Origin of the sequence: Pseudomonas sp. BIGb0558 (genome assembly GCF_024807515.1) — a bacterium.
Taxonomy (GTDB): Bacteria; Pseudomonadota; Gammaproteobacteria; order Pseudomonadales; family Pseudomonadaceae; genus Aquipseudomonas; species Aquipseudomonas yamanorum_A.
The window spans coordinates 322462-336721 of sequence record NZ_JANUEW010000001.1; the positions used below are offsets into that span (position 1 = coordinate 322462).

Annotated in this window: 14 protein-coding genes; 6 read left to right on the forward strand and 8 right to left on the reverse strand. The window is 61.7% G+C overall.

Features of this window, described 5'->3' with window-relative positions; translation table 11 throughout:
- The first annotated feature begins 1 nt into the window (after position 1).
- The 3 genes from M2400_RS01485 to M2400_RS01495 are packed head-to-tail and all read left to right on the forward strand — an operon-like array spanning position 2 to position 1994.
- Positions 2-358, forward strand: a complete 357-nt coding sequence (locus M2400_RS01485; protein ID WP_177043826.1) for an EamA family transporter — start codon at positions 2-4, stop codon at positions 356-358.
- Complete coding sequence (locus M2400_RS01490) at positions 358-771, forward strand: multidrug efflux SMR transporter (protein ID WP_177043825.1); 414 nt, start codon at positions 358-360, stop codon at positions 769-771. Before M2400_RS01485 ends, M2400_RS01490 begins: the two co-directional genes overlap by 1 nt.
- Positions 768-1994 (forward strand): DegT/DnrJ/EryC1/StrS family aminotransferase, encoded by a 1227-nt coding sequence (locus tag M2400_RS01495; protein ID WP_259195537.1) that lies wholly within the window; start codon positions 768-770, stop codon positions 1992-1994. Before M2400_RS01490 ends, M2400_RS01495 begins: the two co-directional genes overlap by 4 nt.
- Here M2400_RS01495 and M2400_RS01500 read toward each other — a convergent pair.
- Together M2400_RS01500 and M2400_RS01505 are read right to left on the reverse strand one after the other, a co-directional pair.
- Complete coding sequence (locus M2400_RS01500; protein WP_177079215.1) at positions 1984-2865, reverse strand: hypothetical protein; 882 nt, start codon at positions 2863-2865, stop codon at positions 1984-1986. The two genes, M2400_RS01495 and M2400_RS01500, sit on opposite strands and share 11 nt — an antisense overlap.
- The gene (locus M2400_RS01505; RefSeq protein WP_259195533.1) at positions 2862-3947 is read right to left on the reverse strand and encodes a GNAT family N-acetyltransferase; all 1086 of its coding nucleotides are present in this window, start codon (positions 3945-3947) and stop codon (positions 2862-2864) included. The genes M2400_RS01500 and M2400_RS01505 overlap by 4 nt, the downstream gene beginning before the upstream one ends.
- A gap of 226 nt (positions 3948-4173) precedes the next feature.
- Between M2400_RS01505 and M2400_RS01510 the strand changes: the two genes are divergently transcribed.
- On the forward strand, positions 4174-6528 hold the full coding sequence (locus M2400_RS01510) for a penicillin acylase family protein (protein ID WP_177043821.1): 2355 nt from the start codon (positions 4174-4176) through the stop codon (positions 6526-6528).
- Positions 6529-6688: 160 nt separating this feature from the next.
- Here M2400_RS01510 and M2400_RS01515 read toward each other — a convergent pair whose 3' ends face one another.
- The gene (locus M2400_RS01515; protein ID WP_259195531.1) at positions 6689-7591 is read right to left on the reverse strand and encodes an AraC family transcriptional regulator; all 903 of its coding nucleotides are present in this window, start codon (positions 7589-7591) and stop codon (positions 6689-6691) included.
- Positions 7592-7691: 100 nt separating this feature from the next.
- Between M2400_RS01515 and M2400_RS01520 the strand changes: the two genes are divergently transcribed.
- On the forward strand, positions 7692-8045 hold the full coding sequence (locus M2400_RS01520; protein ID WP_016973032.1) for a carboxymuconolactone decarboxylase family protein: 354 nt from the start codon (positions 7692-7694) through the stop codon (positions 8043-8045).
- On the opposite strand, the gene M2400_RS01525 is transcribed toward M2400_RS01520, so the two are convergent.
- Entirely contained in the window at positions 8023-8988 is a 966-nt protein-coding gene (locus M2400_RS01525; protein ID WP_177043818.1) for a GlxA family transcriptional regulator, read from the reverse strand. The two genes, M2400_RS01520 and M2400_RS01525, sit on opposite strands and share 23 nt — an antisense overlap.
- Positions 8989-9243: 255 nt before the next feature.
- Here M2400_RS01525 and M2400_RS01530 point away from each other — a divergent pair, with 255 nt between their 5' ends.
- Positions 9244-9885 (forward strand): HD domain-containing protein, encoded by a 642-nt coding sequence (locus tag M2400_RS01530; RefSeq protein ID WP_177043817.1) that lies wholly within the window; start codon positions 9244-9246, stop codon positions 9883-9885.
- A 143-nt stretch (positions 9886-10028) separates the two neighbouring features.
- Here M2400_RS01530 and M2400_RS01535 read toward each other — a convergent pair whose 3' ends face one another.
- The 4 genes from M2400_RS01535 to M2400_RS01550 form a co-directional block, all read right to left on the reverse strand.
- Positions 10029-10916 carry an ABC transporter permease subunit gene (locus M2400_RS01535; RefSeq protein ID WP_259195530.1) on the reverse strand — a complete coding sequence of 296 codons (888 nt, stop codon included), beginning with the start codon at positions 10914-10916 and terminating at the stop codon, positions 10029-10031.
- Complete coding sequence (locus tag M2400_RS01540) at positions 10913-11833, reverse strand: ABC transporter permease subunit (protein ID WP_177043815.1); 921 nt, start codon at positions 11831-11833, stop codon at positions 10913-10915. The genes M2400_RS01535 and M2400_RS01540 overlap by 4 nt, the downstream gene beginning before the upstream one ends.
- Positions 11830-12972: an ABC transporter ATP-binding protein gene (locus M2400_RS01545; RefSeq protein WP_003195240.1), complete on the reverse strand. Its 1143-nt coding sequence runs from the start codon at positions 12970-12972 to the stop codon at positions 11830-11832. Before M2400_RS01545 ends, M2400_RS01540 begins: the two co-directional genes overlap by 4 nt.
- Before the next feature lie 67 nt (positions 12973-13039).
- Positions 13040-14134 (reverse strand): polyamine ABC transporter substrate-binding protein, encoded by a 1095-nt coding sequence (locus M2400_RS01550; RefSeq protein ID WP_177043814.1) that lies wholly within the window; start codon positions 14132-14134, stop codon positions 13040-13042.
- Positions 14135-14260: the final 126 nt, after the last annotated feature.

Here is a 14260-nt window from a genome sequence, read left to right on the forward strand (position 1 = left end):
CATGAGCCAATTAACCATCATCCTCTGGATACTCAACGTCATTGTTGATACGTCCGGCCAGCTGGCATTTAAAGCCGCTGCCTCAGCCAGTGCCGAGCATGACGGCATGGCCCACTGGCGCCATATGCTCAAGCGGCCCTGGATCTGGATTGGCGTGATCTGCTACGTCTTCGAATTCGTGCTGTGGCTGGCGTTCCTGACGCTGGTACCGTTGTCGGTGGGCGTGATGCTGGGCTCCATCAATATCGTGGTGATCATGATTGCGGGCCGTTTCCTGTTCAAGGAAAGCCTGACCAAGTGGCGGTTGATCGGCATCATGCTGATCGCCTGTGGCGTGACCGTCGTGGGGTTTGAGTAATGAAGCGTTTTTATATCCTGGGTTTTCTGTCGCTGATCATTTTCGATACGTTGGCGCAGGTGAGTTTCAAATTCGCCTCGATTCATGCCGAGCCGCTGACCATGGACGCCGCGTGGCTGGTACGCGTGTTCGGTGCGCCGTGGATCTACGGCGCCTTCGTGGGCTACATCGGCGCGTTTTTTACCTGGATGACCTTGCTCAAGTACGCGCCGGTGGGCCCGGCATTTGCGGCGTCCCACCTGGAGCTGATCAGCGTGACGCTGATTTCCGTGTGGCTGTTCAACGACACCTTGACCCTGCCTAAAATCGTCGGGGGCGCGCTGATTATCGCGGGCATCCTGTGCCTGGCGCGCAGTGAAGACAAAGAGAGCAAGACCGTCGAGGCCGAACCCTCGCAGACGCTGGCCTCATGACCCGCGTTGCCGGCCAGCGGGAGATTCCGCCGACGGCGGGGCTTCCCCTGCGCTGGCAGGATTTGTTCAACCGCTCGGGCGACCTGGCCCGCGACCTGGCCCAACAACTCGATATCCCGCTGCCGGCCCTGCCCTGCTCCGGCACCGCCGCGCTGATCATGGCGCTGCGCGTGTTGCAGCAGCGCATGCCTGGGCGCACCGAGCTGATCGTGCCGGCCTATACCTGCCCGCTGGTGGCCCTGGCGGCCCATCACTGCCCGCCGTTACGCGTGGTGCCGTGCGATTTAAAGCCGGGCAGCATCGACCTCGACGAGCAACAGCTGGCGCAGCTGTGCAACGAAAACACCTTGGCCATCGTCGTCACCCACCTCGCCGGGCGCGTGGCGGATGTGGATGCCGCCACACGCATTGCCGAGCCTTTCGGCGTAGCCGTCATCGAGGATGCCGCCCAGGCCATGGGCGCGCGGGATGAGGGCAAAAGCGTCGGGCTTAAAGGCGACATAGGCTTTTTCAGCATGGCGCTGGGCAAAGGCCTGACAACGGCCGAAGGTGGCGTGTTGTTCAGCCGGGATGCCGCGTTGCATCAGGCGTTGCATCGGCAATGCCGGCAGGACTTGCCCTTCAGCCTGCGCTGGGAACTGCAACGCAGCGCCGAGCTGTGGGGCTATGCCGCGGCCTATCAGCCCCGCGGGCTGAAGTACGTGTACGGCAATCCACTGCGGGCGGCGCTGGCGCGGGGCGATGAAGTGGCGGCGGTGGGCGACGACTTTTCCGTCAACGACATTCCGCTGCATCGCCTGGGCGGCTATCGCCAGAAGGTCGGCGCCGCAGCGCTGAAACGCTTGCCCGAACATTTGCAGCAAGGGCGCCTGCGAGCGCTGCGTCGCGTGGCGTTGCTCAACAGCTTGCCCGGCGTGTCGGTACTGACCGACGGCCCGGGCCAGCAAGGCACCTGGCCGTTCCTGATGGTGGTGATGCCCAGCGCACAAACCCGCGATACCGCCATGGCGCAACTGTGGACGGCGGGCCTGGGCGTCACCCGCCTGTTTATCCACGTATTGCCGGGCTACCCGGCACTCACTTCGCTGTTACAGCCAGGCGCCGCTATCCCCTGCGCGCAAAGCTTCGCCGCCCAGACGCTATCGATCAGCAACAGCCACTGGCTGACAGACGACCTGTTTGAGCAGGTGCTGGATCATCTGCGGCGGATTCTTAAGCGCTGACCCAGCTCTGATCGATACGGGTCAGCAAGCGTGCATTCAACTCATTCTGCTGCTGTTGCCAGATGACCACCTGGTTCTCCGGCAATTCTTCCTGGCCATCCGACGCACTCAGCCAACGCTTGAACTTGCTCTGGTAGTGGTAGGCCGACACGTCACCGGTAATGTCGGCGCCAATGATGCTGCCCTGGCATGCATCGATCAGCTCATTCAGGTGCTTCTCCAGAAACTCGCCCTGGTCCCAGTTGGTGTTCACCACCTCCGGGCTCAACACGTCTTTATCGATGGAGAGATACACCGGCAGCGACCGGTCGAGCTGCGCCAGGAACGCGCTCATCAGTTCGTCGGCATTGCTGAAGGCCCGGTTGCTGCGGCCCGCGCCGATCCAGTTCAACCAGCGGGTATCGACGTTGGTGTTCCAGTAGGTCAGCTTGCGTTTCACCAGCGGCGACCAGTGATTCTCCCAGGCGTGCTTGAGGGAAATATCCGGCGAGCCAATGCCCAGCACGTGAACATGCTCGACCTGCGGCAGGCGGCTGGCCCAGTAGACCCAGGACCCGCAATGGATGCCAAACGGATAACGCATGTTGTCCGGGTGGTTGTCGCAAATGATCAGCTGGATTTTTTGCTGGCTGGGCAGGCGGTTCAACAACAGCTGGCTGAGGTGGTGATAATCGCCGCTGCCGGTAAACACACAGCCGTAGTCGCTGGGCATCTGCGCTTGCAGGGCGCTCTCCAGTTCCTTGAACTGCGCCCAGCGGCAGCCGAAACGAATCTTCTCCTGCCAGGTTTGCATCGGCAGGGTGATGGCGCCAGGGATGTTGCTCACCGCGCCATCAAAATCGAGGATCAACGCCGGGCGGGCCTGGCTCATGAGATTTGCTCCTGCTGCCATTGCATGTCGCTTTCAAAGTGGTGACGGAAGCGGTTCAACACCTTGCGTAACAGCGGGTTCCTCACCCACACCAGATGGCGGGTGAAGGTGAATTTGGCGCCGAGGCTGGACTTGACCTGCGGGTCGGTCCAGCCCGCCACGTAAAACTGCAGGCCCTTTTCCAGGGCGTATTCCAGGTTCACAAACCAGCTGACAAAGTACAGGTTGTGCTCCAGCGCCAGCGGGTAGTTCAGGCCGATGTACTTGTCGAGCAGCTTGCCGTCTTGCTGGTAGCACAGGTTGTAGCCCACCAGCTCATCCTCGTCCCAATAGCAGAACACATGCCCACCGCTGTCGGCATCGGTCAGCAACTGGATGAAAAATTCGGGGGTGAGCAAATCGAAGTGGATTTCGCTCTGCGCATACACCGCCTTGTACAGCCGATACAGCTCCTGCTGCCATTGCTCGTCGCTGAACCGTGCATCGCCGGTGTCCAGGATTTCAATGCGCAATGCCTCGCGACTGCGCAACTTGCGGCGGATATTGCGCCGGCGGCTGTGGGACAAGCGCGACAGATACTCGTCGGTCGAGGTGAAGTCGATGGGCACGTAGGCCAGCGCCTGGCCCTCCACGCTGATGAACCCGCGCTGTGTGCAGGCTTCGATCAACGCCTGTGCATAGCGATTGTCCTCGACGCTGAGCAGCGGAGAATCCAGCGGCACATCCTTGACGATGGTGAGTTTGCGTTGCGGGGCACATTCCTGTTGCAGCCATTGCGCCAGGTCCTGCGGTGGCACGCTCAGCGGGAACGGAGAATATTCGCTGACCGTGGTGCCGACAAAGCAGGTGTCGATATGCAGCCATGACTGCCACAACCGATACCCCGGCCAACTGTGCAGGCGGGCACGCAGCTCATCGTCGGCGGTGGTCAGCAGGTCGAACCGGGTGAAAAAGTACGGCAGTCCCTGTGCTGACAGCTGGGCATTGAAGCCCACCGGCGGGTGGCGCAAAAAGCTGCTGATCAGCGCTGGCGTTTCCATGCAGCAGGCATAAGGCACCTGTGCACGGCTGGGATCTGACATAAATTGCATTCCGAAAGTGATAGCAAAGGCGCGCCCGGATGGCCTGGTTGATCACGGCGCAGCGGGCTTCATGTAACAGAGCAAACATAATAACCCGCCCATCCGCGTCGAACTTCAGAACCCCAACTTCATGCAGGTGAGGTTCAGGGAACGCAAAGCCAACAGCTTCTTCCTCACCGCTCGCCAAACCCACTAAACTGCCCGGATCACTAATAAGGGACAACCCATGAAACGCATCCTGACCGCGCTGGCCATCCTGCTCGTCGCCCTTATGGTGGGCGCCGGCTGGTACGTGTACAGCAAGCAACCGACCCGCCAGGGCACGGTGGAGCTGGCCCACCTGCAAGGCTCGGTCACCGTGCGTTACGACGACCGTGGCGTGCCGCATATCCGCGCCGAGAACGAGACCGACCTGTACCGCGCCCTCGGCTATGTGCACGCCCAGGATCGGCTGTTCCAGATGGAAATCATGCGGCGCCTGTCCCGTGGCGAACTGGCCGAAGTGCTGGGCCCCAAGCTGCTGGAGACCGACAAACTGTTCCGCAGCCTGCGCATCCGCGAACGCGCCTTGAGCTACGTCGAGCACATGGACCATGAGTCGGCGTCCTGGAAGGCCCTGCAAGCCTACCTGGACGGGGTCAACCAGTATCAGGACAGCCACGCCAGCCCCATGGAGTTCGACGTACTGGGCATCCCCAAGCGCCCGTTTACCGCCGAAGACACCATCAGCGTCGCCGGCTACCTGGCCTACAGCTTTGCCGCCGCCTTTCGCACCGAACCCTTGCTGACTTACGTGCGCGACCAATTGGGCAACGACTACCTGAAAGTCTTCGACCTCGACTGGCAGCCCAAGGGCGCGCTGAACCTGGCGGCCGGTGACTGGAAAGATCTCGGCGCCATCGCCCAATTGAGCGAACAGGCCCTGGCCGACAACGGCCTGCCGCAGTTCGAAGGCAGCAACGCCTGGGCCATCAGCGGCAGCCGCACCAAGAGCGGCAAGCCGTTGCTGGCGGGTGACCCGCATATTCGCTTCTCGGTACCGTCGGTGTGGTACGAGGCGCAGCTGTCGGCGCCGGGCTTCGAGCTTTACGGTTATCACAACGCGCTGGTGCCCGTGGCGTTCCTGGGCCACAACAAGGATTTCGGCTGGAGCCTGACCATGTTCCAGAACGATGACCTCGACCTGATCGCCGAGAAGGTCAACCCGGACAACCCCAACCAGGTCTGGTACCACGACAAGTGGGTGGACATGACCAGCAGCGAGCAGCAGATCGCAGTCAAGGGCCAGGACCCGGTGACCCTCACCCTGCGCACCTCGCCCCACGGCCCGATCATCAATGACGTACTCGGGGAAAACGCCGGCAAGACCCCGATCGCCATGTGGTGGGCGTTCCTCGATACCGAGAACCCGATCCTCGACGGTTTCTACCAGCTCAACCGTGCCGACACGCTGGCCAAGGCCCGGGCGGCGGCGGCCAAGGTCCAGGCGCCTGGCCTGAACATCGTATGGGCGAATGCCAAGGGCGATATCGGCTGGTGGGCGGCAGCGCAATTGCCGATCCGCCCGGCGGGGGTCAACCCGGGTTTTATCCTCGACGGCAGCACCGCCCAGGCGGACAAACTCGGGTTCTACCCGTTCAGCGCCAATCCCCAGGAAGAAAACCCGGCGCGGGGTTATGTGGTATCCGCCAACGCCCAGCCGGCGTCGCCCACCGGCATGCCGATCCCCGGTTATTACAACCTCGCCGACCGTGGCCAGCAGCTGAACGCGCAACTGAGCGACAACAGCGTGAAATGGGACGTGGAGAACAGCCAGGCCTTGCAGCTCGGCACCACTACCGCCTATGGCCCGCGACTGCTGGCGCCGCTGTTGCCGGTACTGCGCGAAGTGGTCAAGGACCCGGCGCAGTTGAAACTGGTGGAGCAACTGGCAACGTGGAAAGGTGATTACCCGCTGGATTCCACCAGTGCCACGCTGTTCAACCAGTTCCTGTTCAACCTCACCGATGCAGCGTTTCGCCCGAAACTGGGGGACGCGATGTTCAAGACGCTCCTGAGCACCCGCGTGGTGGACGCCGCCTTGCCGCGCCTGACGGCTTCAGCGGATTCGCCCTGGTGGGACGGCCACCGCGCCGACACCGTCAAGCTCGCCTGGGACAACAGCCTGCAACACCTCAAGGCGACCTTCGGCGATGACCCGTCGCAGTGGCAGTGGGGCAAGGCCCACACCCTGACCCACGGCCACCCGCTGGGCTCGCAGAAGCCGTTGGACAAGATCGTCAACGTCGGCCCGTTTGCCGCTCCCGGTACCCATGAAGTGCCCAACAACCTGTCGGCACAGATCGGCCCGGCGCCGTGGCCAGTGACCTACGGCCCATCGACCCGGCGCCTGATCGACTTCGCCGATGCTGCGCATGCGCTGACCATCAACCCGGTCGGGCAGAGTGGCGTGCCGTTCGACAAGCACTACTCCGACCAGGCGCAGACGTATATCGAGGGCGGGTATGAGCAGGCGCATTTCAATGATGAGGAAGTGACGGCGAATACCCGCAGTACGCTGAAGCTGTTGCCTGCCAGATAGGTGGTTGAAATACGGACTGTGTGGGAGCTGGCTTGTGTGGGAGCTGGCTTGCCTGCGATGCAGGCGCCTCGGTATCTCAGTTACACCGCGGTGATGCCATCGCGGGCAAGCCCGGCTCCCACACAAGCCAGCTCCCACATTTAGCGCTCCATCGTGGCATCTACCGTGCTCGAAGCCGCCCCGGCGCCTCACCGTAGGTTTCCTTGAATTTCTTGCTGAACGCCGCCTGGGATTGATACCCCGCCTGGGCGGCGATGTCCGTCAGGCTCAGCCGCGACTGATGCAGCAGGTTGAACGCCAGCTCCATGCGCAACTGCGTCAGCAGCACCCACGGCGAAACGCCGGCCACTTTGACAAACGCCCGCATGAACGTTGCCCGGGACATCGACGCGGCGCTGGCCAGGCTGTCGATGGTCCACTCATGCCCGGGCTCGGCCAACATCGCCTGCCAGGCCTTGCCCAGACGTTTGTCGGCCAGCAAGGCAAAGGTGCCCGCCGCCGGGGCTTGCTGCGTAAGCCAGGCCCGCAAAATCAGGGTGAACAACGCCGACGACAGCGCATCGATAAAAAACCGCGCGCCCAACTGCTGACCGTCCGCCTCGCTGCGCAGCAAGGCGATCAGTGCCGCCAACTGTCCATCGGCCTGCCACTGCCGGCTGGACACCACCAGGTAGTCCGGCAACGCACTGAACAACAGCGACTGGCGGTTGTAGCGAAAACTGCCGCAGAGCATGTCCACGTCCGGCTGATCACTCCCCAGGCGATGGATCGGCAGCAGGCCGCCCTTGATCACGGTCTGCGCCACCGGCTCTACCCGCGCGCCCTGGCTGCGCACCAGATGCGTCGCGCCACCGGGCATCAACAGGATGTCGCCCTCCTCCAGCGTCACTTGCTGGCCGCCGGACAATTCGGCGCGACAGGTGCCCGCCAGCACGATGTGATACGGCGCCACGCCCAGCGGCTCGGGCTCGTGGTCCATGGCCCAGGCGCCCTGGAACTGGCAACGCAGGTCCAGGCTGCCCCGCAGGTTGGCCAAGGCGATCAGGGTGTCGATGGAGTTCATTTGCGAGCATCGGTCAAAAAGGTGAGTGGATCGAACAAAAGCGCCAAACCTGAACCGCGCAAACTGGCTTCACACCCAAACCCGCTGAGGAGTTAACGCAATGTTCAATAACTGGTCCGACTTGCTGCCTACCGTGAAGAAAGCCTTTGGCGCACTGGGCAAGAGCAACCCGAAGATGGTCAAAGCCTACATGGCGCTGGGGGAAGCTGCCGAGGAAAACAACGTCCTCGATGCCAAGACCCGCGAGCTGATTTCCATCGCCGTGGCCATCACTACCCGCTGTGACGGTTGCATCGGTGTACATGCCGACGCAGCGATCAAGGCCGGCGCCACCCGCGAAGAAGTGGCCGCGACCCTGGCCACGGCGATCTCGCTGAATGCCGGCGCAGCGTACATCTATTCGCTGCGCGCCCTGGAAGCCTACGACACGCTCAAACCGGCGCCGCAAAGTTAAGCCGGAATTGTTGCGGCGTCACGCCCAGCCGGCGATTGAACACACTGCGCATGTGCTGGGCATCGCGAAAGCCGCACTGATACGCCACGGTCTTGAGCGGTGCGTGGGTGCTTTCCAGCATCACCCGCGCCGCATCCACCCGCGCCCGCTCGACGAACTCCGCCGGGGTGATCTGCGCTTCCCGGGCAAATACCCGCGAGAAGTTGCGCGCACTCATGTTCGCCGCCTTGGCCAGGTCGGCGATGGTCAGGTCGCCCGTCAGGTTGGCCAATACGTACAGCTGCACCAATGCCACCGCCGAGGTGGCTTCGGCGTGGGGCGTGAGAAACGGGCTGAACTGCGACTGCCCGCCGGAACGCTGGGTAAATACCACCAGACGCTTGGCCACGCTGAGGGCCACTTCCGGACCGTGGTCCTGGGCCAGCAGGTACAGCGACAGGTCAATGCCCGCCGTCACCCCGGCGGAGGTGTAGAGGTTGCCGTCCTGCACATAGAGGCGGTCGGCTTCCACCTGGGCCGACGGGCATAAGCTGGCCAGATCGGCGGCGTCGCCCCAGTGGGTGGTGACCGTGCGCCCGTCCAGCAACCCGGCGCGGGCGAGCAGGAAGGCACCGTTGCAGATGGAGCCGAAGCGCTTCGCTCGAGCACTGGCGTCCCGCAGCCATTGATTGAATACCGGGCCAAAATCCTCGAACGGCAGCTGCGGCCCGCCGGCCATCAACAGCAGGTCGTAAGGCTCGAGGGCGTCGCTGAAATGCCGGTGCGCCTGCAATGACAAACCGTTGGAACAGGCCATGTTGCCGTGCCCCAGGCCAATCACCTCCAGCTGGTAATGCTCCCCGGGCGGCAGAAACCGGTTGGCCTCACAGAACACATCCAGGGGCCCGGTCACGTCCAGTGACTGGACGCCGGGGAAGATCAGGATGGCGACGGTTTTGCCCATGAGCAGGAACACCTTTTTCAACTGAATAAACACAAACCCCTGTAGGAGCTGGCTTGCCGGCGATGGCATCACCTCAGTCTAACTGACAGACCGCGTTGGCCGCATCGCAGGCAAGCCAGCTCCCACAGGCTGCTTGGCGCGATATCGCGGCACATTGGCCGGGATCGCGCCCTCGCCGCGGTAGCCCCCTCGCGGGTGCGCGACCAGACTGGACTCATCAGCGCCAACCCCGGCGCTTTCTTGAGGAGAACGACCATGAGCACCACCATCGCCGGCATCAAGATCCCGGACAGCGCCCTGGCCAAGGCCACCACCGAATACATCCGCGACATCGAATCCGACCTGCTGTACCACCACTCCCGCCGGGTATTCCTGTTCGGCGCCTTGAGCGGTGAGCGCCAGCAGTTGGCCTATAACCCGGAGCTGCTGTACGTCGGCGCGATGTTCCACGATTTGGGCCTGGTGGACGGTCACCGCAGTGACGACGAGCGTTTTGAAGTGGACGGCGCCAACGCCGCGGCGGACTTTCTCAAGCCGTACGGGTTGAGCGACGACGATATCGAGCAAGTGTGGTTGTCGATCGCCCTGCACACCACACCGGGTGTGCCCAAGCACTTGCGTCCGACCGTGGCGCTGGTGACGGCCGGCGTGGAAATGGATGTGCTGGGGATGGAGTACGCGGCGTTCAGCAGCGTGCAGCGCGAAGCCGTGGTGCATGCGCACCCTCGGGGTGAAGGGTTCAAGGAGTGCATCATCTGCGCGTTTGCCGACGGCTTGCGCCATCGTCCGCAGACCACGTTTGGCAACGTGAAGACCGATGTGTTGGTGGATCAGGAGCCTGGGTTCAAGCCGATGAACTTTGTCGAGGTGATTCGCAAGTCGCCTTGGGTGGCCTGAAACACAACCTTGTAAACACCACAAAACCACTGTGGGAGCTGGCTTGCCTGCGATGGCGGTGTGACAGTCGACTAATTTGTTGACTGATACACCGCTATCGCAGGCAAGCCAGCTCCCACATTTTTTTAAGCCGGTTCCGTCAGTTAGATCGGTGCCGGTGCACGACGCGAGTCCGCCGGCTTCTCCCAACCATCCGCAGCCGCTTCTTCAATCGCCTGCTGGATGGCTTTCTTGCGGTGTTCTTCGGCACGACGGCTGAAGAACCACACCAGGAAGGTCACCAGCGACACCGCCAACAGAATCAGGCTGGCCACGGCGTTGATCTCGGGTTTAACCCCCAGGCGCACCGCCGAGAACACTTCCATCGGCAACGTGGTCGAGCCCGGCCCCGACACGAAGCTGGCCAACACCAGGTCATCCAGGGACAGCGCGAACGACATCATGCCGCCCGCCGCCAGCGACGGCGCGATCATCGGGATGGTGATCAGGAAGAACACCTTCCACGGCCGCGCCCCCAAATCCATGGCGGCCTCTTCAATCGACAGGTCCAGCTCACGCAAGCGCGCCGACACCACCACCGCCACATACGCCGAACAGAACGTGGTGTGGGCAATCCAGATGGTGACCAGGCCACGTTCCTGGGGCCAGCCGATCATCTGCGCCATGGCCACGAACAGCAGCAACAGCGACAGGCCGGTAATCACTTCCGGCATGACCAGCGGTGCCGTCACCAGGCCGCCGAACAGCGTGCGGCCCTTGAACTGGCTGATACGCGTCAGCACGAACGCCGCCAATGTACCCAGCGCCACCGCCGCAATCGCCGTGTAGCAGGCAATTTCCAGCGAGCGCCCTACCGAGCCCATCAACTGGGTGTTGTCCAACAGGCCGACGTACCACTTCACCGACCAACCGCCCCACACTGTCACCAGCTTGGATTCGTTGAACGAGTAGATCACCAGGATCAGCATCGGCAGGTAGATGAACAGCAACCCCGCCACCAGCATGAAGCTTGAGAAACTGACGCGCTTCATATCTTGCCCTCCATCTCTTTGGCTTGGCTGCGGTTGAACAGGATGATCGGCACAATCAGGATCGCCAGCATCACCACCGCCAGGGCAGACGCCACCGGCCAGTCACGGTTGTTGAAGAATTCTTGCCACAACACTTTACCGATCATCAGGGTTTCCGGACCGCCCAGCAGTTCCGGGATCACGAACTCGCCCACCACCGGGATAAACACCAGCATGCAGCCGGCGATGATGCCGTTCTTGGACAGCGGCACGGTGATTTTCCAGAAGCTGTTGAAGGTGCTCGAACCCAGGTCCGATGCGGCTTCCAGCAGGCTCTGGTCGTGCTTCACCAGGTTGGCGTACAGCGGCAGGATCATGAACGGCAGGTACGAATAAACCACGCCGATGTACACCGCGATGTTGGTGTTGAGGATCTGCAGCGGTTCGTTGATCAGCCCGATGGACATCAAAAAGCTGTTGAGCAAACCGTTGTTGCTGAGGATGCCCATCCACGCATACACGCGGATCAGGATGGCCGTCCAGGTCGGCATCATGATCAGCAGCACCAGCACGGTCTGGATTTCCTTGCGGGCGCTGGCAATGGCGTAGGCCATCGGGTAGCCGATCAGCAGGCAGAGGATGGTGCTGAAAAACGCCATCTTCAGCGAGCCCAGGTACGCCGCGATGTACAGCTCGTCATCGCCCAGCATCCCGTAGTTGGCCAGGTTCAGCACCAACTGCAGTTTCTGTTCAACGAAGGTGTAGATCTCGGTGTACGGCGGGATCGCCACGTCGGCTTCGGCAAAGCTGATCTTCAAGACGATGAAGAACGGCAGCGCGAAGAACAGGAACAGCCAGAGGAAAGGGATCCCGATGACCACATGCCGGCCACCGGGCGTTATTCGTTGCAGCTGGCGTTTGAACTTCTTCATGTTCATGAGCGAAGTACCACGCCGCTGTCGTCTTCCCACCACACGTACACCTGGTCACCCCAGGTTGGGCGCTGGCCACGGCGTTCGGCGTTGGCCACGAAGGATTGCACCAGCTTGCCGCTCGGCAATTCGACGTAGAACACCGAGTGGCCGCCCAGGTAGGCGATGTCGTGCACCTTGCCGCTGGACCAGTTGTGCTCGCAGGTCGGCATTTCGGTGGTCACCAGCAGCTTTTCAGGGCGGATGGCGTAGGTCACCGACTTGTCTTCCACCGAAGTGGCGATGCCGTAGCCAACGTAGATGTCGCGGTCCAGGTCCGGGCACTTGAGCACCGCGTGGCCTTCGGCGTCGTCCACCACCTGGGTGTCGAAGATGTTGACGTTGCCGATGAACTCGCACACCAGGCGGCTGGTAGGCGTTTCATAGATGTCGATCGGGCTGCCGATCTGGGCGATCCAACCCAGGTGCATGATCGCGATGCGCTCGGCCATGGTCATGGCCTCTTCCTGGTCGTGGGTCACCATCACGCAGGTCACGCCCACGCGCTCGATGATCTCAACCAGCTCCAGTTGCATCTGCGAACGCAGCTTCTTGTCCAATGCGCCCATCGGCTCATCGAGCAACAGCAGTTTCGGACGCTTGGCCAGGGAACGCGCCAACGCCACCCGCTGACGCTGGCCGCCAGACAGCTGGTGCGGCTTGCGCTTGGCGTACTGGCTCATCTGCACCAGCTTGAGCATTTCGGCCACGCGGGCGTCGACCTCGGCCTTGGGGATCTTGTCCTGTTGCAGGCCAAACGCGATGTTCTGGGCCACGGTCATGTGGGGGAACAAGGCGTAGGACTGGAACATCATGTTGATCGGCCGCTCGTAGGGCGGCATGTCGGTGATGTCTACACCGTCGAGGTAAATGCGTCCTTCCGTTGGGCGCTCGAAGCCTGCGAGCATGCGCAGCAAGGTGGATTTGCCCGAACCCGATCCGCCGAGCAAGGCGAAGATTTCGCCTTTCTTGATTTCCAGGGACACATCGTCCACGGCAATCGTCTCGTCGAACTTCTTCGTGACCCGGTCGATTTTGACCAGCACCTTTTTCGGTGTCTGGTCGCCCTCGAGGGCTTTCTTATAGGCGCCGGAGGCAACTGCCATTTACGAAACTCCCAGAAAAAAAGAGTGCAGCTCGCCCAATACGGACGAGCCTTGGATAGTTTGAGCCTTACTTGCCCGTCTTGACCTTGGTCCAGCTACGGGTCATCAAACGTTGCACTTTCGGGGGTAGCTCGAAGTTGACAAAAGTCCGGTCGAGAACCGCCTGCGGTGGGTAAACCGCTTCGTCAGTGCGTATCGATTGCTCCATCAGTTTGTCCGCCCCTGGGTTAGGGTTGGCATAACCGACGTAATCACTGACCTGAGCGATCACCTCAGGTTTCAGCAAATAGTTGATGAAGGCGAGGGCCTCTTTGACGTTGGTCGCATCCTTGGGGATGGCCAGCACGTCGAACCACAGGTTGCCGCCTTCTTTGGGAATCACGTAGGCGATGTTCACGCCTTTGCCCGCCTCGGCCGCACGGGCCTTGGCCTGGAACACATCACCGGAAAAGCCGGCCGCCACGCAGATGTTGCCGTTGGCGAGGTCCGAGATGTACTTGGAAGAATGGAAGTAGGTCACGTACGGACGCACTTTCAGGAGTTTCTCTTCAGCCTTCTTGTAGTCTTCAGGGTTGGTGCTGTTGGGGTTCAGGCCCATGTAGTTGAGCACCGCCGGCAGCATTTCATCCGCCGAGTCCATGAACGACACGCCGCAGGTGGCCAGCTTCTTCATGTTTTCCGGCTCGAACAGCACGGCCCAGGAATCGATATGGTCGACGCCCAGCACTTCCTTGACCTTGTCGACGTTGTAGCCAATGCCGTTGGTGCCCCACAGGTACGGCACGGCGTACTGGTTGCCCGGGTCATTCTTTTCCAGGCGCTTGAGCAGCGCCGGGTCGAGGTTGGCGTAGTGGGTCAGCTGCGACTTGTCGAGCTTCTGGAACGCCCCGGCCTTGATCTGCTTGCCGAGGAAGTGGTTCGACGGCACGACCACGTCATACCCGGTACGCCCGGCCAGCAACTTGCCTTCCAGGGTTTCGTTGGAGTCGAACACGTCGTAGACCGGCTTGATGCCGGTGGCCTTTTCAAAGTTGGCCAGGGTGTCGGGGCCGATGTAGTCCGACCAGTTATAAATATGCACAGTCGGCGCGGCCTGCACGCTGACAGCCAGCGTGATACCTGCACCCACCAGCATGGCTTTGCGAAATAAAGAAATTGGCAAGTGGAGGTCCTCTTAAATAGTTGGGCCCGAAGTTGTTGCCCGGCAACAAAACCGGCGCGCAACTTACCCTCGATAAACCGATCCGGCAAAACTTTCTGTCATTAAATTGTTTTGTTAACCACCGCG